The sequence below is a fragment of the Peribacillus sp. JNUCC 23 genome, from assembly GCF_053653995.1.
Genome location: NZ_CM132202.1, coordinates 3,781,955 through 3,800,838 on the forward strand (window position 1 = coordinate 3,781,955; position 18,884 = coordinate 3,800,838).

General features: G+C 36.6%; 23 protein-coding genes and 2 pseudogenes. 12 read left to right on the top strand and 13 right to left on the bottom strand.

All coding sequences use genetic code 11. The annotated features are described in order from the left end of the window. Positions 1–157: 157 nt before the first annotated feature. The 5 genes and pseudogenes from JNUCC23_RS18030 to JNUCC23_RS18050 form a co-directional block, all read left to right on the top strand. Positions 158–277: pseudogene (locus JNUCC23_RS18030) on the top strand (hypothetical protein); the annotation flags it as partial. A 428-nt stretch (positions 278–705) separates the two neighbouring features. Beyond that, positions 706–882, top strand: a complete 177-nt coding sequence (locus tag JNUCC23_RS18035) for a hypothetical protein (protein ID WP_454216133.1) — start codon at positions 706–708, stop codon at positions 880–882. A 33-nt stretch (positions 883–915) separates the two neighbouring features. Continuing rightward, positions 916–1,134 carry an EamA family transporter gene (locus tag JNUCC23_RS18040; protein ID WP_454212817.1) on the top strand — a complete coding sequence of 73 codons (219 nt, stop codon included), beginning with the start codon at positions 916–918 and terminating at the stop codon, positions 1,132–1,134. A gap of 330 nt (positions 1,135–1,464) precedes the next feature. Beyond that, positions 1,465–2,376, top strand: coding sequence for a DMT family transporter (locus tag JNUCC23_RS18045; protein ID WP_454212819.1), 912 nt, complete (start codon positions 1,465–1,467; stop codon positions 2,374–2,376). Positions 2,377–2,671: 295 nt separating this feature from the next. Beyond that, positions 2,672–3,001: a tRNA-binding protein gene (locus tag JNUCC23_RS18050; protein WP_403068292.1), complete on the top strand. Its 330-nt coding sequence runs from the start codon at positions 2,672–2,674 to the stop codon at positions 2,999–3,001. A 344-nt stretch (positions 3,002–3,345) separates the two neighbouring features. Here the strand turns inward: JNUCC23_RS18050 and JNUCC23_RS18055 are convergent, their stop codons facing one another. Then, positions 3,346–4,338, bottom strand: a complete 993-nt coding sequence (locus JNUCC23_RS18055; RefSeq protein ID WP_454212821.1) for an NADPH:quinone oxidoreductase family protein — start codon at positions 4,336–4,338, stop codon at positions 3,346–3,348. A 441-nt stretch (positions 4,339–4,779) separates the two neighbouring features. On the opposite strand from JNUCC23_RS18055, the gene JNUCC23_RS18060 reads away from it, so the two are divergent. The 3 genes from JNUCC23_RS18060 to JNUCC23_RS18070 are packed head-to-tail and all read left to right on the top strand — an operon-like array spanning position 4,780 to position 6,322. Continuing rightward, positions 4,780–5,256, top strand: a complete 477-nt coding sequence (locus JNUCC23_RS18060) for a DUF2975 domain-containing protein (protein ID WP_454212823.1) — start codon at positions 4,780–4,782, stop codon at positions 5,254–5,256. A gap of 10 nt (positions 5,257–5,266) precedes the next feature. Next, positions 5,267–5,485, top strand: coding sequence for a helix-turn-helix domain-containing protein (locus tag JNUCC23_RS18065; protein ID WP_062176053.1), 219 nt, complete (start codon positions 5,267–5,269; stop codon positions 5,483–5,485). Between the two features lie 45 nt (positions 5,486–5,530). Then, positions 5,531–6,322, top strand: coding sequence for a DUF817 domain-containing protein (locus JNUCC23_RS18070; RefSeq protein ID WP_062176050.1), 792 nt, complete (start codon positions 5,531–5,533; stop codon positions 6,320–6,322). Between the two features lie 102 nt (positions 6,323–6,424). On the opposite strand, the gene JNUCC23_RS18075 is transcribed toward JNUCC23_RS18070, so the two are convergent. Together JNUCC23_RS18075 and JNUCC23_RS18080 are read right to left on the bottom strand one after the other, a co-directional pair. After that, positions 6,425–6,994: a hypothetical protein gene (locus JNUCC23_RS18075; RefSeq protein ID WP_403068279.1), complete on the bottom strand. Its 570-nt coding sequence runs from the start codon at positions 6,992–6,994 to the stop codon at positions 6,425–6,427. A 110-nt stretch (positions 6,995–7,104) separates the two neighbouring features. Continuing rightward, the gene (locus JNUCC23_RS18080; protein WP_157279346.1) at positions 7,105–7,197 is read right to left on the bottom strand and encodes a hypothetical protein; all 93 of its coding nucleotides are present in this window, start codon (positions 7,195–7,197) and stop codon (positions 7,105–7,107) included. 372 nt (positions 7,198–7,569) lie between these two features. Between JNUCC23_RS18080 and JNUCC23_RS18085 the strand changes: the two genes are divergently transcribed. From JNUCC23_RS18085 to JNUCC23_RS18100, 4 genes are all read left to right on the top strand, one after another. After that, entirely contained in the window at positions 7,570–8,265 is a 696-nt protein-coding gene (locus JNUCC23_RS18085; RefSeq protein WP_062176044.1) for a response regulator transcription factor, read from the top strand. After that, a complete protein-coding gene (locus JNUCC23_RS18090) occupies positions 8,258–9,262 on the top strand; it encodes a sensor histidine kinase (protein ID WP_454212826.1) in 1,005 nt (334 codons plus the stop codon). Before JNUCC23_RS18085 ends, JNUCC23_RS18090 begins: the two co-directional genes overlap by 8 nt. Positions 9,263–9,364: 102 nt before the next feature. Then, the gene (locus tag JNUCC23_RS18095; RefSeq protein WP_062176037.1) at positions 9,365–10,129 is read left to right on the top strand and encodes an ABC transporter ATP-binding protein; all 765 of its coding nucleotides are present in this window, start codon (positions 9,365–9,367) and stop codon (positions 10,127–10,129) included. Further along, positions 10,116–12,062: an FtsX-like permease family protein gene (locus tag JNUCC23_RS18100; RefSeq protein WP_454212828.1), complete on the top strand. Its 1,947-nt coding sequence runs from the start codon at positions 10,116–10,118 to the stop codon at positions 12,060–12,062. Before JNUCC23_RS18095 ends, JNUCC23_RS18100 begins: the two co-directional genes overlap by 14 nt. Before the next feature lie 91 nt (positions 12,063–12,153). Here JNUCC23_RS18100 and JNUCC23_RS18105 read toward each other — a convergent pair whose 3' ends face one another. The 10 genes and pseudogenes from JNUCC23_RS18105 to JNUCC23_RS18150 form a co-directional block, all read right to left on the bottom strand. Further along, positions 12,154–12,876 (bottom strand): anti-sigma factor domain-containing protein, encoded by a 723-nt coding sequence (locus JNUCC23_RS18105; protein ID WP_454212830.1) that lies wholly within the window; start codon positions 12,874–12,876, stop codon positions 12,154–12,156. Beyond that, positions 12,877–13,431 (bottom strand): RNA polymerase sigma factor, encoded by a 555-nt coding sequence (locus JNUCC23_RS18110; RefSeq protein WP_403071944.1) that lies wholly within the window; start codon positions 13,429–13,431, stop codon positions 12,877–12,879. 85 nt (positions 13,432–13,516) lie between these two features. After that, on the bottom strand, positions 13,517–13,987 hold the full coding sequence (locus tag JNUCC23_RS18115; RefSeq protein ID WP_454212832.1) for a hypothetical protein: 471 nt from the start codon (positions 13,985–13,987) through the stop codon (positions 13,517–13,519). Between the two features lie 14 nt (positions 13,988–14,001). After that, a complete protein-coding gene (locus JNUCC23_RS18120; RefSeq protein WP_454216135.1) occupies positions 14,002–14,739 on the bottom strand; it encodes an extracellular solute-binding protein in 738 nt (245 codons plus the stop codon). A gap of 394 nt (positions 14,740–15,133) precedes the next feature. Then, on the bottom strand, positions 15,134–15,586 hold the full coding sequence (locus JNUCC23_RS18125) for an SRPBCC family protein (RefSeq protein WP_454212834.1): 453 nt from the start codon (positions 15,584–15,586) through the stop codon (positions 15,134–15,136). 163 nt (positions 15,587–15,749) lie between these two features. Continuing rightward, complete coding sequence (locus JNUCC23_RS18130) at positions 15,750–16,247, bottom strand: SRPBCC family protein (RefSeq protein ID WP_454212835.1); 498 nt, start codon at positions 16,245–16,247, stop codon at positions 15,750–15,752. Positions 16,248–16,576: 329 nt separating this feature from the next. Then, positions 16,577–16,735: pseudogene (locus tag JNUCC23_RS18135) on the bottom strand (DapH/DapD/GlmU-related protein); the annotation flags it as partial. 213 nt (positions 16,736–16,948) lie between these two features. Next, positions 16,949–17,332: a VOC family protein gene (locus tag JNUCC23_RS18140; protein ID WP_062176008.1), complete on the bottom strand. Its 384-nt coding sequence runs from the start codon at positions 17,330–17,332 to the stop codon at positions 16,949–16,951. Positions 17,333–17,432: 100 nt separating this feature from the next. Then, entirely contained in the window at positions 17,433–17,711 is a 279-nt protein-coding gene (locus tag JNUCC23_RS18145; protein ID WP_403068255.1) for an ArsR/SmtB family transcription factor, read from the bottom strand. Between the two features lie 357 nt (positions 17,712–18,068). Beyond that, the gene (locus JNUCC23_RS18150; protein WP_454216137.1) at positions 18,069–18,647 is read right to left on the bottom strand and encodes a histidine phosphatase family protein; all 579 of its coding nucleotides are present in this window, start codon (positions 18,645–18,647) and stop codon (positions 18,069–18,071) included. Positions 18,648–18,884: the final 237 nt, after the last annotated feature.

Genomic DNA, 18,884 nt, shown 5'->3' on the forward strand with positions numbered 1-18,884 from the left:
TTAAAAACAATTACAATTCAAGCTCTATTGGTGCCTCACCATGTTTATTTAAAATTCGAATTGTTTCAGGTTGGATTTGCAAAAATACATAATTCGGATCATCAGGACCATCAAACCATTTATTGAATGAGTCATCCCAATATAGAAATAATAAAATGAAGAGAATGTACTTCAATGGAATGTAATGAAACAAAAGATTAGAAAATCAGTAGGTCAATATGTGTTCACACATACGAAGAGAAAGCCAATGATTCTCCCTATCATTATTGAAATTTAATTAGGTTCAACATGCTCGTATAATGTTTTGAGGATGTTCCAAATCTAAGGGTCAGACCCCGCAACAACTGAAAATTCGTCCCCATTTACAAGGTGGTTCGTGAAATCCGAAGGGATTCCTCCACAAAAGTATCGAAAAAAATGAAGTTTGGATAAAAAGAATCTTAATCTTAGTAAAGAAAAATGATAAATAGTTTTCTATTATGAGATTAAACGTTCTTTTTATTGGAGTGAATCGTATGAATGGAAAATTATCTTCGTTTTGGATTTTACTCGCTGCAGTTCTTTGGGAACAACTGGTACAGTACAGACTTTTGCGCTTGAAAGTGCACACCCAATTGCTATAGGGGCGACTCGAATAGCAGTAGGTGGGTTTCATTATTATTATTTGTTCTCATACGAGGACAACTTAATGTAAAGCATTTTGCAATTAAAGCAATCATACTAGCTTCATTAAATATGGCGTTTTACCAACCATTATTTTTCTCTGCGGTCACTATTACTGGCGTGGCGATTGGGACTGTAATAGCAATTGGTAGTGCACCGATTTTTTCTGGTGTACTAGAATGGATGGTATTAAAAAAGAGTCCGTCTAAAGGATGGTAGTATTCTACCCTCTTATCTATTCTTGGTTGTTTCATGCTCTTTATAAATAAACAAGCAGTAAAGGTAGACCCATTTGGTATCTTGATGGCTCTTTTGGCTGGGGTATCGTTTGCATATTATACTTTTGTAAGTAAAAAATTAGTTAAGAACTATTCATCACTATCAATCGTTGCAGTTGTTTTCACTCTGAATGCGATTTTTTTATCTCCATTTTTATTTATGTATGATATGTCTTGGATCATTGGGCTCTGAGGTGTCGCTATAAGTCTCCATCTTGGGATTATCACAACTAAGATTACCTACTTTCTTTTTACCAAAGGACTTATCCACGTCCCTTCATCAACGGCAGGTACACTTTCATTAGCTGAACCCTTAACAGCATCATTATTAGTAGTTTTCTTCTACAATAAAAGACAGATCTACAGTTAGATTAGACTAGAGGTGACTCAAAATGTATTGGACTCCATTATTCGAAAATGATGTACCAGTAGCACTCTCCCACTCTTAATGGAGAGAAAACTATAATAGTTGTTTCTCTCCGTTAGGGCATATAAAGTCTAAATTAAAACGGAGGGTATAAAAATGAAAAATACACTGATTGGTTCTTTATATTTAATATTAGCTTCGAGTATCTGGGGAGGTATGTATGTTGTCGTTAAAATATTAGTAGCAGTCATACCACCATTAGAACTTGTATGGATGCGTTATTTAATAGCACTAGTTGCATTAGTCATAATTAGCCTTTTGACTAGACAAAATTGGAGAATTAACAGACGTCACTTTGGTATTATAATTGCTATTGCAATTATAGGGTACGTCATTTCCATTGTTACTCAAGAAACAGGTACAATGCTTTCTACTGCACAAATGGGTGCTATTATAACTTCTACAACACCAGCATTTATGGTTTTATTTGCCAGTTTAATCCTTAAAGAACGTTTAACTTTAAAGAAGGCTATTTCAGTTAGTTTAGCCACTATTGGTGTGATTACCATTGTTGGAATTGATGATATTAATATGTCTAGCATGCTTGGTGGAGTATCACTTATTATCGCAGCATTAACATGGGCGTTAATGTCTGTACTCATAAAACGTATACCTAGTGATTATTCACAAATTGTCGTTACAACCTATGCTACTTTAATTGCTGTTGTTGTTTTAACTCCTTTTGTTATACCAAAATTACCACAAATTGATATAAACGATTTAACTAATCCAACCATTTGGGGAGGATTAATTTATTTGGGTGTAATATCGACATGTACTGCATTTCTATTATGGAGTCGTGGATTACAAATGCTAAATGCCTCCAGTGGGGGAGTTTTCTTTTTCTTTCAACCCGTTGTTGGAACATTATTAGGATGGTTAATACTAGGTGAAACGATTAGTGTAACCTTTTGGATAGGTTCTATTTTAATTCTCTTAGGGGTCTTAATAGTTATTAAAGATAAACAAGAAGAACAAAACCATTCTAACCATTCTTTATCTCACTAAAGTGAAACTTCCCTCAGTGGGGGGGCTTTTTCATCCCCCACTGAGGGTTAGTCCCGTTCTACTGTCGCTAAATCTTCGATAAAGCGACACTACGAACCCGATTGGTTCAACTAAACCTTTGAAAACCACAAAGGTAAGTTTCACTGTATTTCACCAATCGGAGATTTACAGGCTGTTTATCCCCCATCTATTTATTTCTTGATTCTCTCGCAAAAATTGAAGTGGGGGTATTACAGCCTGTTAAACCGGGATAAATAATGCGAAAACAAATAAACAAGTTTTAGGAGGCATTACTATGGCAACTTTCGACGATTTTCAAAAACTAGATATACGTGTTGGAGAAATTACCAGAGCAGAAACATTTCCTAAAGCAAGAAAACCAGCGTATAAACTGTGGATTGACTTTGGAGAAGTGATAGGGATTAAACAAAGTAGTGCTCAAATAACAGATTGTTATGATTTGGATGAACTAATTGGTAAGCAAGTATTAGGAGTAGTGAACTTTCCTCCTATGAGAGTTGCTGATTTCAGTTCGGAGGTTTTAGTGATGGGTGTATATTCAGAGCAGGGTGTTGTTCTTATAGAACCTCAACAAAAAGTAAAAAAAGGAGACCGATTAGGATAAGGTCTACTTTGAACGTACAAAGAACACAAGTGGTATCAATCTTCACTTGTGTTCTTTGTTTTTCGCTAACCTGGGGTATCCATTTAAAGTTTATAGTGCGTCACATATAAAACAAGAGCATGCTTATCACTAAGAAAAAACATGCTCTTTTTTCTTTAAAGCCCCCATTTGTTTAATTAAGTTTCAATACTAGCTAAAAAGTGTATAAGAAATAATTCCACCAACTACGAATACACTTACGACAAGTGCTAAAGACGCTCTAAAGTACTTCGAGAATTTAGCCCTCTTTATATCTTTATACGTTGCTCATTCTAACGTTAACCATCATATAGTAATGAGGGCTATTACAATTTCACAAGTATTCTTCCACGTGCTTCCCCTTTTAATAAGGTTGGAAGAACACTAGGAAGTTGCTGAAGTGTTACTTCTTGTTGAACAAGTTCTTCTATGTTTGCCGGTTTGAAGTCAGTGGCTAGACGATTCCATGTTTTCACCCTTGTTTCCATTGAGCAGTAGACCGAATCGATTCCAAGTAAGTTCACGCCTCTTAAAATAAACGGAAAAATTGTCGTGGGAAGTTCGGTTCCAGCTGTTAAACCAGAAACAGCTACTGAGCCGCCATATTGAATTTGGCTTAACACAGATGCAAGAGGTTCACCACCAACAGGATCAACAGCTGCTGCCCATTTTTGTTTGCCTAATGCTCTAATCTTGCCATTGTAGACATCTTCACGGGAAAGAATCTTTTGTGCACCAAGATGCTTTAAGTATTCGTGTTCGGATTCCTTTCCTGTACTTGCCTGTACTTGATAACCAAGAGTAGAGAGAATCGAGACAGCGAAGCTACCAACTCCACCTGTTGCTCCCGTCACAAGAACGGCTCCTTTGTCAGGAGTTAAATGATTTTCTTCCAGACGTTGAACGGATAAGGCCGCTGTAAATCCAGCTGTTCCAATCGTCATCGCTTCTTTTAACGTAAGGCCTTTTGGAAGTGGTACAACCCACTCGGCTGGTACGCGAGCATATTCGCTATAGCCACCGAAATGTGACACACCAATGTCATAGCTAGTAGCAATGACATCGTCCCCTTCTTGGAAACGTGGATTTTTAGATAAAACAACGACGCCAGCTAAATCAATTCCCGGTACAAATGGATACGTGTTGACGATGTTACCATTAGGAATAGAAGCGAGGCTATCTTTATAGTTTACACTTGAATAATGAACGCGAATAAGTACGTCGCCTTCTGGTAAATCCTCCAGTGAAAGCGATTGAATGCCAACAGAAAATTGCTGGTCTTGTTTGTTAACAACTAGTGCATCAAATGTTTGAGTCATTGTTGCATCTCCTTTCAACCAAATTCATTATAAATCAATTGCTTTTTTTTGACGAGTTTCTTCCTAATTACATGGATGTATTCTTGTTCTACATCTTCATACTCCCTGACAAGCATATAAAAAGGTCGTCCTTTTTAGGCCTACTTCCTTTAGCAAAATAGCGTAGCTTTTGGGTCGAGTTGCTTTTCAATTATATGTACACGAGCAATCTGGGATGTCCGTTGTAGTGGCGAACCCAGAGGCCTTCTCAGTGCTTTGGCGGGGTCTCCCTTAACACGATTCTCTAAGCAGGAGTCTCGCATATCAACTACAATCAACATCTGCTCGAATTTGTTTTTGCTAACAACAACAATAATATAATAAAAAACAATAATGTTTTATTGTAAAACGATAAAATATATGTTAAATTCTATTTGACAATAAATATGTGAGGTGCTTTTTATGAAACGAGGGTCAACACTATTTTTAAGGATTGCTGTTTTTCTCATTGGAACTCCAGTTCTTTCTTTGGGTATATTTGGGTTAACTTGGTTACCTAAGAATCCAATAAATCCAGATTATGCCCATATACTGTATCCCATTTTAATAGGTATATATGTATCAGCGATACCGTTTTTCATTGCATTATTTCAAGCTTTTAAACTTTTAAGCTCTATTGACAAGAACCAAGCTTTCTCTGAATTGTCTATTAAATCTCTAAAGAATATCAAATTCTGTGCAATAACAATCAGTGGTTTGTATGTGGTAATTTTGCCATTTATTTATCTCGTAGCAGATCTAGACGATGCACCAGGTCTCATCATAATCGGAACGGTTCCTGCTTTTGCTTCAATGGTGATCGCAGTCTTTGCTGCTGTTCTTCAAAGGCTTTTACAAGAAGCCATCGATATAAAATCAGAAAATGACTTAATAGTCTGAGGTGAAAACAATGGCAATTATAATCAATATTGATGTCATGTTGGCTAAAAGAAAAATGAGCGTTACAGAACTTTCAGAGAGGGTTGGAATAACGATGGCTAACCTTTCTATATTGAAAAATGGAAAGGCAAAAGCGATCCGATTAACAACTTTAGAGGCGATTTGTAAGGCTTTAGAATGTCAGCCTGGAGATCTTTTAGAATACCGAAATGATGAAGACACCCAATAAGCAGGACTTAACTATATTCAGAAAAAACCTTTGGAGGCACAAATCATGAGAGCACTAAAACAACTCGTTCGTTTTGGTTGGGAGCAGGCCCTATCATGTTTGTTTCCTGTCGTTATTTTTGCCTCTTTGGCTATTACACAAATCATGCCACTTCCCTTCCTATCACGGTATGACTGGCTGCTCATCATCTGCCTTCTGATGCAGTGGTGGATGGTGCGTTCTGGGCTTGAAACACGGGATGAACTAAAGGTTATCACATTGTTCCACCTTATTGGACTTACTCTTGAACTTTTCAAGGTACATATGGGCTCCTGGTCTTATCCAGAGGAAGGATATTTCAAAATTTTTGGAGTGCCTTTGTATAGCGGATTCATGTACGCAAGTGTAGCGAGTTATCTTTGCCAGGCGTGGAGGAGGCTTGCGGTTGAACTGGTTAAATGGCCACCGTTTTTGGTAGTTGTCCCTCTTGCATCTGCGATTTATTTGAATTTTTTCACCCATCATTATTGGATTGACGTTCGATGGTGGTTATCTGGACTTGTAATTATCGTCTTTTGGCAATCATGGGTTACATACGAGGTTGATGGTACTCGTTACCGTATGCCACTCGCACTGTCTTTTGTGCTCATCGGATTTTTTATATGGATAGCCGAAAATATCGCAACGTTCTTTGGAGCTTGGGAATATCCAAACCAAACCGATGCATGGAGTCTCGTTCATCTAGGAAAGGTGAGTTCATGGCTCTTATTAGTGATTGTTAGCTTTCTTATAGTAGCGACGTTAAAACAGGTTAAGGGGAAAAGTTCCACTAGGATAGATACTAGTCAATTTTTATAACTGTTAAGAACCCCCATTAAAAAAAGTCGGATCCTTATTATTAGGAAGGAATTCGACTTTTTTTAGGTTGAAGTTCTCCTAGCATACAAAACTAATATGACGTTAAAACCCCCATCGCAACACAGGGCTTTTGAGATCCATGGTGAATAGTCCGTAATCAATGACAACCATTTCATTATCCTCGGAAAAGGCGACATTAGCTAACCGCAAATCGATTGGAATAATGCCGTAACTCAGGAATATGAATTGCAACTCGATTAATTTCGGATATTCCATGATTGCTTGCGGTATATTAGTGGCCATCTTCTTCATAATAAGCCAGCCGGTCCCAAACTCCTTAACCGGACAAAGATACTTTTGGACCTCCTCAGTGCAGTTATTATAAAGATAGGCTTCATTTGCGTTGCCTATTAATCCTACTTCAGACAGTGCTACTTTTAATACATAACCATTATTGAGATCATAGACGATTCGGTTAAACCCATGTCCAATTATTTTATACTTGAATTTCAGCGTATTTTTAGCAGTAACTATTCGTTGTTGTGTCGTTGTAAAAATATGATAGTCGCCTATTTGAGATATCCAGGATTCAATGGCTTTTATCTCTTCACGGGACAACATAGAACTTTTATTCGACTGTATCCTTTCATTCCCATTATTAATTGGGCACATTCGCTAAACATCCTTTTTAAAAAAATTGATACTTCCACTTCACGCCCCGTGACAAATGTAGGAGGGATATGGCGCTTTTATTCCCAGATCATTTTAAGTATAGGTTACTTTCACGAATTCCCTGACGAAGGCGGTCGGTTACCGATAACCGGATTGATTTCTTCGAACAGTATATTCTCAATTTTTGGATGCTGAGAAAGCAAAAATAATGTCCAGGAAAGAGCGTTTGCAGTGAAAGATCGTCATAAGGCTTCCATCAAGGACTTGTCGGCCAACATGTCCTTAGGGTCTTCTCTTCGTAACATGATATGACTTTTATATGAAATGGCTTGTACTATAGTTAGGAATTTTTGCAAAATGTACAATACTTGCTCAGATGATGATAATGATTCCGGATTGAATTCCATTACTTTTGATTTTAGAAATCTAAAACTACCTGACCTTTATCTAAATTGTGTAACCACATTTCATTTGAGCCAGGAACATTTCGCACTCGATTGCATAACACAATAGCAAACACCAAGGATTTACTATACAATTATTGTAAAGTTAAGCTAAAGGCATGGTGAATTCAGTTGTTTAAACTTTTGTTAATTGAGGATGATACGACTCTATTTAATGAGATAAAAGATCGATTAGCCCAATGGTCTTATGAGGTTTATGGGATTACTGATTTTAGTAGAGTGATTCAAGAATTTACAGAAATAAAGCCTGATTTAGTGATTATTGATATTCAATTGCCAAAATTCGATGGGTTTCATTGGTGTAGAATGATTCGATCCCATTCCAACATTCCGATTATCTTCTTATCTTCTCGCGATCATCCGACTGATATCGTAATGTCTATGCAGTTTGGAGCGGATGATTATATTCAAAAGCCTTTTCATTTTGATGTGCTCATTGCAAAGGTGCAGGCGATTCTTCGGCGTGTCTATAATTACAATACTGAAAAAATTGAGCTCAAAACATGGTGTGGTGCAACGGTGGATTATGAGAAAAATACGGTTACCACTACTGCTGCTTCAGTAGAACTGACTAAGAATGAGATTTATATCTTAAAACTGCTGATTGAGCAGAAAAATAAGATCGTAAGCCGAGAACAATTAATCAATAGCCTATGGGATGATAAGCGCTTTATCAGCGATAACACCCTTACAGTCAATGTAAATCGTTTACGAAAAAGACTCGATGAAATTGGTTTAGGAAGCTTTATCGAAACGAAAGTTGGGCAAGGGTACATGGCTAGTGAAGAGGCAACTATCTATGATTAAAAAATTTTTCATCGAAAGAAGCAGCTGGATCATTTTATTTATCCTCCTGCAAGTATTAACGATCTTTGTCGCTTATATCGATTCGGAGATTCCACTTATGCCCATCCTCTATCTTGTCTTTTTATCGATACTCTTTTTTACTATCTTTTTGATCTTTCGCTATCACAAAGAAACGAAATTTTATAAAAGTTTAGTAGAACGAGAAAATAATCTTGATTTAACAAGCATCGCCTCTCCAGAAAGTCCTTTTGAACAAATAATAGAAAATAGTATGGCAAACCAAGCCGAATTACTAAAACAGGTAGCTTCACAAAATCTACTCACTTTAGAGCAAGAGAAAGATGAATTATTAGCTTGGATTCATGAAGTAAAAACACCGCTGACAGCGATGCATTTAATGATTGATCGCTTAGACGACGTAATGATGAAAACTCATTTGACTTATGAATGGTTGCGAATTCATCTTCTACTTGACCAACAGCTCCACCAAAAGCGTATTCCATCCATCGAAAATGATTTATACATAGAAGATACTAACTTAGAAATGCTCATTTTTACTGAAATTAAAACATTACAATCATGGTGTATTCAAAAAGGAATCGGCTTTGAAATCCAATTAGAGATTGAAGAAGTACTTAGTGATGCCAAATGGCTAGCCTTTATCATCAGACAGCTCTTAACAAATGCAGTAAAATATAGTACGGCAAGCGATATCATGATTACAAGTTATGAGCAAGCTGAGCAAACCATCCTTGAGGTAAAAAATTTCGGACGAGGTATTGATCCTAGAGATATACCACGTATATTCGATAGGGGCTTTACATCAACGACCACTCATCAAGATCGTGCTGCAACAGGAATGGGGCTATATTTAGCAAAAAAAGCAGCACAGTCATTACTCATTCATATACATGTCAATTCAGAACTTTACGCTGAAACGACTTTTACGTTAACCTTTCCAAAAAGAAATGAATTCTTAAACATAACGAGCATGTGACAAAAATGTCATATGCTTTTATTCTTTGTTCGCTCAATCGAAGGCAAAGTAAGCTTAAGCGCATTATACTAAGTTTATTAAAAGAACAGGGAGTGGATACATATGCATATTCTTGAAGCTGTTAAAATCCATAAAAGCTACGGCACTAAATTTAATAAACAAGAAGTATTAAAAGGCGTGGATATTCGCATTCAGCAAGGCGAATTCGTAAGTATTATGGGAGCATCCGGTTCAGGGAAAACGACATTGCTTAATGTTCTTTCCTCCATTGATAAGATTAGCAACGGGACGATTAAAATTGAAGGTAAAGAAATTAGTAGTATGAAAGAAAAACAGTTAGCCGAGTTTCGCAAGCACCATTTAGGGTTTATCTTTCAAGAATACAATTTATTAGACACACTGACGGTCAAAGAAAATATCCTATTACCGTTATCGATTACAAAGACACCGAAGAAAGAAGCGGAGCAAAAATTTACTACACTTGCAAAAGAACTAGGTATTTATGAATTGAAAGATAAATATCCCAATGAAATTTCCGGTGGTCAAAAACAGCGTACCTCCGCCGCGCGAGCCTTTATCCATGAACCGAGCATTATTTTTGCTGATGAACCGACTGGTGCACTCGATTCAAAATCCGCTTCCGACTTATTAAACAAATTGAGCGAATTAAATCAAACACGCAAAGCAACGATTATTATGGTTACGCATGATCCTGTTGCCGCTAGTTATTGCAGTCGAGTCATCTTTATCAAAGATGGACAAATTTATACACAACTAAATAAAGGCGAAGAAACAAGACAGACCTTCTTTCATGACATCATGAGGACACAAGGCGTATTAGGCGGGGTGCAACATGAACATCAATGAACTCATCTTTCGAAATCTGAAGAAGAATCTTAAGAATTATTACCTGTATGTTTTTGCCTTAATCTTTAGTGCCGCACTCTATTTCGCCTTTGTCACATTGCAATATGACCCATCGATGGATCAAACAAAAGGATCGATTAAAGGAGCAGCTGCTATCAGAACAGCTTCCATCTTACTTGTCGCGATTGTTTCTATTTTTCTCTTGTACGCCAATAGCATCTTTATTAAACGACGCAGTAAAGAAATTGGCTTATTTCAATTAATCGGCATGACGAAAAGCAAGATATTCCGCATCCTTAGTATGGAAAACTTTATCCTCTATTTCGGTTCATTAATGGTAGGAATTTTTCTTGGCTTTTCCGTATCTAAATTAATCATCATGATTTTATTTAAAATTACCGGTGTTGAAGCAATCGCAACCCTTCAGTTTTCTGTTCAAGCACTCATCCAAACACTTGTTGTGTTTGGTGTCATCTATTGCTTTATTATGTTGATGAATTATGCATTTATTAAAAGACAGACCATTTTATCTTTATTTAGAACCATTTCCATGACAGAAGGCAAAGTAAAAAAAGTGTCTTTTCTTGAAATGTTCATCGGGATCACAGGCTTGATTTTGATCATAATCGGCTATTATCTTTCATCTAAATTATTTGAGGGCGACTTCACAACGATGAATGAACTATTTCTTGTTATGACCATCATTCTAGCATCGGTCATTATCGGAACCTATCTTTTATATAAAGGTTCTGTCCGTTTTATTCTCAATATCATTCGCAAACAGAAAAACGGTTACTTAACTATTAATGAAGTATTGTCCCTATCATCGATTATGTTTCGCATGAAATCAAACGCTTTATTATTGACTATTATTACGGTCGTATCTGCCCTTGCGATTGGTTTATTATCGTTAAGTTACATTTCCTACTACTCTGCAGAAAAAATGGCCGAAAACTATGTCCCTAACGACTTTTCATTTGCGAATCAAAAAGATGCAGGACAATTTAAAGAAGCATTACAGGCGAATAAAATGAAGTTTAGCGAAAAAATCGTGGATGTTATTCAAGTGGATGTAAATATTAAGCAAATATTGGAGACAGGTCTCGAGGGAATGAACTTTGATCCGAATGTCATGACCCTACCTGTTATTAGTGACCAGGACGTGAAAGATATCGACTTATCAGCTACAGAAGTTCTTTTTAGCGGGTTTAGTGATCTGCTACAGAAATTTATGTCTTTAAAAGACTCTGGGCCCATTGAATTGAAGGGACAACATGAAATCATACCGCAAAACTATATTGGATTAAATAAAGATACGATCGTTTCAACATATTTCACCAATGGCGGGCTACCTACTGCCATTGTCGACAAAACGGTATACGAGCGCTTAAAACATGATATAAATCCAGACATTCAAAAAGAATCTACGATTTATATCGGAATTGATATGAAAGATTCAGCAACGATTGAAAAAGCAAATGAAATTTTTCAAAAAATGAAATTTAGTGATAATCGTGAAAATGATTCTCGCCTTGAAACGAGTAACAATCAGAAACAAAATATGGGACTCATCATGTTTATCGTTGGTTTCTTAGGACTAACGTTTCTGATTACCTCGGGATGTATCCTGTATTTTAAACAAATGGATGAAAGTGAAGATGAAAAACCAAATTACACGATTTTACGAAAACTTGGTTTCACAGAGGGAGACTTGTTAAAAGGAATCCAAGCTAAACAAATCTTTAATTTCGGCATTCCTTTAGTCATTGGGTTATTCCATAGCTATTTTGCCGTTCAATCGGGTTGGTTTTTATTTGGCTCTGAAGTTTGGACACCGATGATTATCGTTATGGTCCTTTATACCGCCTTGTATTCAATTTTTGGTATTCTATCCGTTTTTTATTACAAAAAAGTCATTAAAGACGCACTCTAATAGGTCAAAAACAAAAGGGTTGATCTCACGGCTCTACTATATGGACACAATAGACAATGTATAGAGTGTGTAGTCAACCCTTCTTTCATGATCAAGAAGATCCAACTATTTTTATCCCTCGCGGCTGTGTACCGTTTGGATCTGGTTCTTTCGTAATGCCGATTTGATTGAATCGATCATTTGCTGGAAGCTTGTAAGTCAATGACCCTGTACCAGCTTCATCAGGCTTAAATGTGCCGCCATTCGTCCGTTCACCATTATTCAAAAGCCACACTTGATAAACCTCAGACTCTTGTAATGCAGGTAAATTTTGAATCTGGACGACTAAGCTTTTTTCATGACCTTGCTGCAAGATATATGCAGCTCCGGCAGTTTTCATATTTACAGCAGTCTGATCGGCAGGCTGTAAAGAAAATGTTGTTTCAACCTTTACCGGTCGATCGGTCGCTAGGAGTTCTTTTTTTAATTGCATATTGGAGTAAAATAGGATAATCACTAAAACTAGAGTAGCCAAGAAGAGTCCTGAAGTGACTGGTGTAAACTGCCTGCTGAAAAAACGGCTCCATTTCTTCACCTTGCGCACAGGATTTTCATTAGCTCCCTCAAAAACAAAATTCATCACATCCGATTTAAGCGTATCAGGGGGAGCAATTTCTTCAAAATCCCATTTTAATAATTTCCAGGCTTCCGTCATTTGATCATACTCCCTGGCGCATTCTGGACAGTTCATTAAGTGTTCTCTGAATGCTATTTTTTCTTTTTCTTCCAATTCATCTGTTAAAAATGAAAGCAGGTTATCACATTCTATTTTCATTTACAAATCACCTACTTCCAAATACTTCTTCAACTGCTTGAGTGACTGATGAAGTCTGCTCTTGATCGTTCCAATCGGTTCATTTTCAATTTTAGCAATTTCCGTAAGCGAATACCCTTTCCAATATAATAAATCAATTAGTCTTTTTTGTGGCTTGCTTAACTTATTTTTGGCTTTCGTAATTTCACTGTTAATCAGTCCATTTTCGATATCATTATTTGGATCTTCTATGTCAATTGACTGACTCATCCCGATTTGTTGGTTATTCTGAACATGAATACTGTCTTTACGAACATAATCGACACATACATTCCGTGTAACCGTTAACAGCCAATTCACGAAGTTCCCCTTTTCAGGGCTAAAACTGCTTTTTGTCGTCCAAAGCTTTAAAAAAACGAGCTGCACGATCTCCTTTGTTTTTTCTTCATTTCCATTAGTAAATTTAATAACGAAGCCATAGATTAATTTAATATATCGGTCATAAAGTTCCTCCAGAGCAGGACGATGCTTTTTAATTACTAATGCCATTAATTCTTGATCAAGTTTTTCTTTCAATCGCACCTGCAACTCCTCGCCAAATAATTTTTGAAAACGAACAACAGGAACAATCACGAGTCTGATCGTTCCCCCTGTTTTCGTATTATGGTAAAACCGTTTCCTTATTTACAATATACCAAACATCTTTGACTCCTTCTCCATTGACATCTCCTACTTGCTGATCATTTACAAAATAGTAGAGCGGGAATCCTTTGAAAGTAACCTGTTCTGCACCAGTGTCCTCTCTTTTAATTGTTCCAAAGTCTTTTTTGTCAAAGCCTTCTGGTACATTAAAATCCTGCCCCAAGAAGGGCGGCCAATTTTCCAAACACTCACCCGAACAGTTGCTTTTTCCTGCTTCATCCTTTTTAAAATAGTACAGTGCCATTTTTTTAGAATCAGCCAAATACTTTCCTACTTTTTCATTTTCCAATACTTTTAGACTCGGAGTAGTCTCATCAGCTGTGGTGGCAACCGCTTGATCCTCCTTAGTAGAATCTTTCGTATCATTTCCACATGCTGCTAAAAACAGTACGCTTGCAACTAACGTTAACATAAACATCCATTTCTTCATTTAACTCTACTCCTTCACTTCCAGCCCCATTTTTGAAACACTTGATGAGAGGCTTCTGATTTTAAATATTTAATAAATAGTTTGGCTTCTTTCTTATTGTCCGTCTTACTTGTTATACTAATTGGCGTTCCTCGATAAAGTTTTTCTTCATCTGGAAGCTGAACCAGTTCAGTCACATCTGCAAGACGATAATGCCAAGATTCATATGTAATCCAGGCATCATATTTAGAATTTTTCTCCCAAAGTTCGATCGCTTCAGCACTCGATTTAACTGATACCCTAATATTCTTGCTAATTCCAGAGATAAGCCCTTTTCCTCCTGCTAAATCCTCCCACAAGCCAAGTTGACCCGCTCCATTCACATCGACAATCTTTATACCGTTTTTCGTTAAATCTTCCAAAGAGTGTATCTGTTTAGGATTTCCTTTTCTAACTAAAATTCCAGCTGCTCGCGGATACAATTCAGTACGGGTTTTTTCATTTACAATGCCCGGATGTTTAAGTAGGAAATCCGTCAACATATACTCAGACCCGCCGTAAATCATGTCGGCATCCTGTTTGGCTTGATCAATCCATTTTGCTTCTGGCCCCGCAGTTACTTCAACTTTTATCCCCGTTTCATTCGTAAACCGATTCGCCAACTCCTTCATTGGTCCAAGGGGCCCACCTGGTCCATATACTTTTACAACATCATTTTTTGCAAGACTCCGTTTAGAATCCATGACTGCTGAAAAGCCTAACAACATAAGCATACATACTATACATCCAAGAAAGATAACCTTCTTCTTCACGCCTTTCTACTCTCCTTTCAGAAAAATCTGTTTATACTATAGGTAACGAGACAAACTTCCAAACGGTTTGAAAAAAATGAATTTTTTTATTATTTTGTATAAAGGACATGGGACCCGGCTTCGCGACTTACTAATCTAGACAACCTACTTTTCAGATATACGTACTTTACTAAGAAAGCTTCAAAATCCGGCTCCGCACCGCCACCATTGTGATTAGGCGAGTGTAGCGTGCTACAGGATTAATCCTTCATGGTAAAAGGGCGCGCTTTAACATCATATTGTTTTGAAAAAAAAGACCCCCTCTTATCTTCTGAAGGGGCAAGCCCAATGATAAGGGGGATGAATGTCAGGTTATTTACAAGTTTTTCGCTTCAGCTACATTTTTAACACGTTCTAAAAATTCAACGACCACTTTTTCGGTAGCAAACAATAAAAATATTTTCACAAACCACTTTAACGGGCGATTAGTTACTGTATATTTAAAGGAAGTCTGATTATCATTCATTCTATTTAATTCATAAAAAGCGGTAATTTCAAACATATTAGCAAGTGTAAAACCTACTTTTAGCTTTTTCTTATTAGGTGCATTCAAATATTCTAATGTTTCTACATCATACTCTTCTATTCGTTTTCCTTCTCTATAACTTTGGCGATATACACTGCCAACCACTTCTTCAGTTATTTTAATAGGTTTGTTCTCAACTACTTGAGGCATGATTTCTTGCATATTCTCTAAAGAACCATCAAGAAACTTCCAAACCTGTTCAATTGGAGCGTTTATTTCTATGTCTTTTGTCCATTTTTTCATTGAAAATCACCTCTATCAACATTCTATACACTTCAATCGATTTACATCGAAATTTCTATAATAGATTAACTCTACCATAAAAAAGCGTCTCCACATCTTGTAGAAACGCCACTCATTTCCATTTATCCATAATCTAGTTCACTGACACACCTTTCAGTGATTTTTAGCCTGTATAGCTAACTTTTCCTGTCTCAACTAATTCCTTAAGTCCCATGAACATTAAATTCCAGCCATGTTCAGTTTGATCGTGATACTCTCCAAGCGCTTTTTCGATATCAGATTTTGTCCAATTTTCTTCATGTGGAACGACAATATGTTGTGAAAATGTCATTTCACAACCTTGTTGAAGTTCTTTTAGCTCAACTGTAATCGTGTCTACTGTATCGCTAAACTGTGGCATTTTAAAAGTAAACACTAATTTTGTTGGAGCGTCAATTTCAAGATACTCCCCGATCGCTCGATAGTCTTTTCCACCTCGTTGATCAACAATTTCCCAAGTACCATCTACTTTGGGATTATTTTGTGCCACCTTATTTGTCCCTTCCAATGTAAAGAACCATTTTCTCATCATGTCAGGATTTAACCATGCATCAAAAACTCTTTCAGATACTACATCAAAATTTCTTACCATTGTTAAAGTGGTTGTTGAATAGTTGTTCATATTCATACTCCTTTATGTAATATCATGTTCTTTCTTTTTTGCTTCCAATTCTTTAATCCTTACCATTCATTCCAAACCTTTTAGCGACTCTGGTACGAGCTCTTTCAGCTTTTTATGTTTATAGGATGATTATAACAGAACAAATGTTCCCGATGCAATAAATATGCATAAAAAGATTGGCTATATAATAGGAAGTTATTGATTTTTGCTTAACACAACATAAAATAAAAAAGGTCGAACCATTTACGTATCTTAAGAAACGCCTGGTTCGACCTCACTATCATCCTACCTCTAAAGAAGCGGGCTTTCTCATACGGGAAGTCTGTAAATTAAATATTTTTTATGACTTTTTCTGGATTTCCAGCTACTATCGTATTAGCAGAAACATCTTTTGTTACAACAGAACCAGCAGCAACAATTGAGTTATCACCAATATTGACACCAGGCAGGATCACACAACTACCGCCAATGACAACAATATCATTTATTTTTAACCCTTAAAAATATATAACCCCGTCCTATATTAGGACAGGGTTTACATAAAGTGAAACTTCCCTCAGTGGGGGTTAGTTGAACCAATCGGGAATTTACAGGCTGTAATACCGGGATAAAGTTGTTTAATTGTTGATAATAACACTTCACCGAATTTAAAATATAACAATAAAGTCGTTTAGAACTAAGTTATATCTATTTCGACAAAGTTACTTCTGCGCTATCTGAATAAGGTTGCCGCATGTATCGTCGAAGACAGCTATTGTGACTTCGCCCATTTTTGTCGGCTCCATAGTAAACTTCACACCGTTTTCCAATAATCGTTTGTACTCTTTATGAATATCTGCAACGCCAAACATTGTTGCTGGGATGCCTTCGGCAAATATCTTCTTTTGATACTCTTTGGCAGCAGGATGCTCATTCGGTTCGAGTAAAAGCTCGGTACCGTCATGATCATCGGGAGAAACAAGCGTAATCCACCTAAATTTCCCCATGGGAACATCATGCTTTTTTACAAATCCCAGCTTTTCTGAATAAAATTCCAGTGCCTTGTCTTGGTCTTGTACGAATAGACTGGTAACAATGATTTTCATACTTCTTTTGCCTCCTTTGATATTTACCACGTTGGTGCTCTGCAAACAATTTAGCTCCAGGCAGAAAAACCCCTACATTCGTCAGAAGTTTTTAAATAAATTACTCTATCCATCCTTTTAGCAAATCTTTAAGTGGTTCGTTGTTGAACATGAGTACTCGATATTTTCCCTTTCGTTTTGATTTTACGAGTCCTGCATCTTCCAATGCAGAAAGATGTTTAGCAATCGCTTGTCGGGAAATGGAAAGGTCGTGCTTCATAATAAGACGTACCGTAAGTTCATACAATGTCAACTCGTTACGTTCAGATAGTTCGTCTAATATCAATCGCCGAGTCGAATCGCCGAGTGCTTTGAATATAGCGTCTTTGTTCCCATTCATATATTGAGTATAAGCAACTGTATGGTTGCTTGTCAAACATAAGCAACTGTATGGTTGCGTGATAAAGGAACTGTATCATACAATCTTAACAAGTTAAAGTCACATATTTGTAGTTGTACCATTAAAGTAATATAAACTGAATTTCAACAAAAAAGTGCATTAATCCTCGTTGGATCAACACACTAGTTAAATTAATAAGCACTTTGTATGTTTTTTAATCTTTTACACGTTTCTTCTTCAACTAACCTGCCCGCTACTTAAATAAGAAAAGTCTGCCGTAGCACCCCTATATCATGCTATAGTACCCTTTAGTTGAACTACAAACTCTTAACATATAGGTAAATACTAAGTTAAGAATTAGCTTTCATTTAAATGTTTTGTACAATTATACAAATCACAATCCCATCCATTCTCATACTTTACCAGAGAAGTGAAAGACGTGTTACTTAGAGATTCTTCAATATTAAAATGAGGTACTAGCACTTTTAAAATCTGTTTAATGAATGAACCGTGACTAACGATTAATATATTTTGATTAATATGTTTGTTGCTAACCTCTTCAATTAATGAAAGACCTCTAGCAATAACACTATCATCACTTTCAATTCCTAAATCTAATTCCCACCATTTCCTCCCCCACTTTAAAACCCTTTCCTCTTCAGTGGTTCCCTCAATTAATCCTCCACCTACTTCGCGGAGCCTAGAATCCAAATGTATTTGTATCCCAATTTTATCTGCTATAATTTCAGCCGTTTGTTGAGCTCTTAATAGATTACTAGAATAAACTATATCCCACTCTTCTGTTCTTAATCGTTCTGCAAGCTGATGTGCACCTGATAACCCCTCTTCATTCAATTGTATATCAGAATTCCCCTGTGCTCTACCTCCCTTATTCCAAGTTGTACTCCCGTGACGAATAATCCCAATTTTAGTCATATATAGATTTCCACTCCCTATATTTAAATTCATCCTTGAATATTCCTATTAAATGTTTATATTTTCCTTCTTTAACTAAACTGCTCCGTTAGTCGAATAAGAAAAAAGCTACCGTAGCAGACTTTCTTAACTGAACGAATGCCCCACACACCCGTATGTCCTCCCCTGGCTACTGATATAATAGATTCTATTAAAAAAAGGTCAACCAGTAAAAACTGGCTAACCTTATAATACGAA

Bases quoted from the DNA above. Each gene is read 5' to 3' on its own strand.
- JNUCC23_RS18050 (WP_403068292.1), top strand. From the start codon at position 2,672: ATGGCAACTTTCGACGATTTTCAAAAACTAGATATACGTGTTGGAGAA.
- JNUCC23_RS18040 (WP_454212817.1), top strand. From the start codon at position 916: ATGCTCTTTATAAATAAACAAGCAGTAAAGGTAGACCCATTTGGTATC.
- JNUCC23_RS18055 (WP_454212821.1), bottom strand. From the start codon at position 4,338: ATGACTCAAACATTTGATGCACTAGTTGTTAACAAACAAGACCAGCAA.
- JNUCC23_RS18120 (WP_454216135.1), bottom strand. From the start codon at position 14,739: ATGCTTATGTTGTTAGGCTTTTCAGCAGTCATGGATTCTAAACGGAGT.
- JNUCC23_RS18145 (WP_403068255.1), bottom strand. From the start codon at position 17,711: ATGAATGGGAACAAAGACGCTATATTCAAAGCACTCGGCGATTCGACT.
- JNUCC23_RS18065 (WP_062176053.1), top strand. From the start codon at position 5,267: ATGGCAATTATAATCAATATTGATGTCATGTTGGCTAAAAGAAAAATG.
- JNUCC23_RS18105 (WP_454212830.1), bottom strand. From the start codon at position 12,876: ATGAAAATAGAATGTGATAACCTGCTTTCATTTTTAACAGATGAATTG.
- JNUCC23_RS18140 (WP_062176008.1), bottom strand. From the start codon at position 17,332: ATGAAAATCATTGTTACCAGTCTATTCGTACAAGACCAAGACAAGGCA.
- JNUCC23_RS18125 (WP_454212834.1), bottom strand. From the start codon at position 15,586: ATGAAAAAATGGACAAAAGACATAGAAATAAACGCTCCAATTGAACAG.
- JNUCC23_RS18090 (WP_454212826.1), top strand. From the start codon at position 8,258: ATGATTAAAAAATTTTTCATCGAAAGAAGCAGCTGGATCATTTTATTT.
- JNUCC23_RS18100 (WP_454212828.1), top strand. From the start codon at position 10,116: ATGAACATCAATGAACTCATCTTTCGAAATCTGAAGAAGAATCTTAAG.
- JNUCC23_RS18060 (WP_454212823.1), top strand. From the start codon at position 4,780: ATGAAACGAGGGTCAACACTATTTTTAAGGATTGCTGTTTTTCTCATT.
- JNUCC23_RS18150 (WP_454216137.1), bottom strand. From the start codon at position 18,647: ATGACTAAAATTGGGATTATTCGTCACGGGAGTACAACTTGGAATAAG.
- JNUCC23_RS18130 (WP_454212835.1), bottom strand. From the start codon at position 16,247: ATGAACAACTATTCAACAACCACTTTAACAATGGTAAGAAATTTTGAT.
- JNUCC23_RS18095 (WP_062176037.1), top strand. From the start codon at position 9,365: ATGCATATTCTTGAAGCTGTTAAAATCCATAAAAGCTACGGCACTAAA.
- JNUCC23_RS18115 (WP_454212832.1), bottom strand. From the start codon at position 13,987: ATGAAGAAATGGATGTTTATGTTAACGTTAGTTGCAAGCGTACTGTTT.
- JNUCC23_RS18070 (WP_062176050.1), top strand. From the start codon at position 5,531: ATGAGAGCACTAAAACAACTCGTTCGTTTTGGTTGGGAGCAGGCCCTA.
- JNUCC23_RS18045 (WP_454212819.1), top strand. From the start codon at position 1,465: ATGAAAAATACACTGATTGGTTCTTTATATTTAATATTAGCTTCGAGT.
- JNUCC23_RS18075 (WP_403068279.1), bottom strand. From the start codon at position 6,994: ATGTGCCCAATTAATAATGGGAATGAAAGGATACAGTCGAATAAAAGT.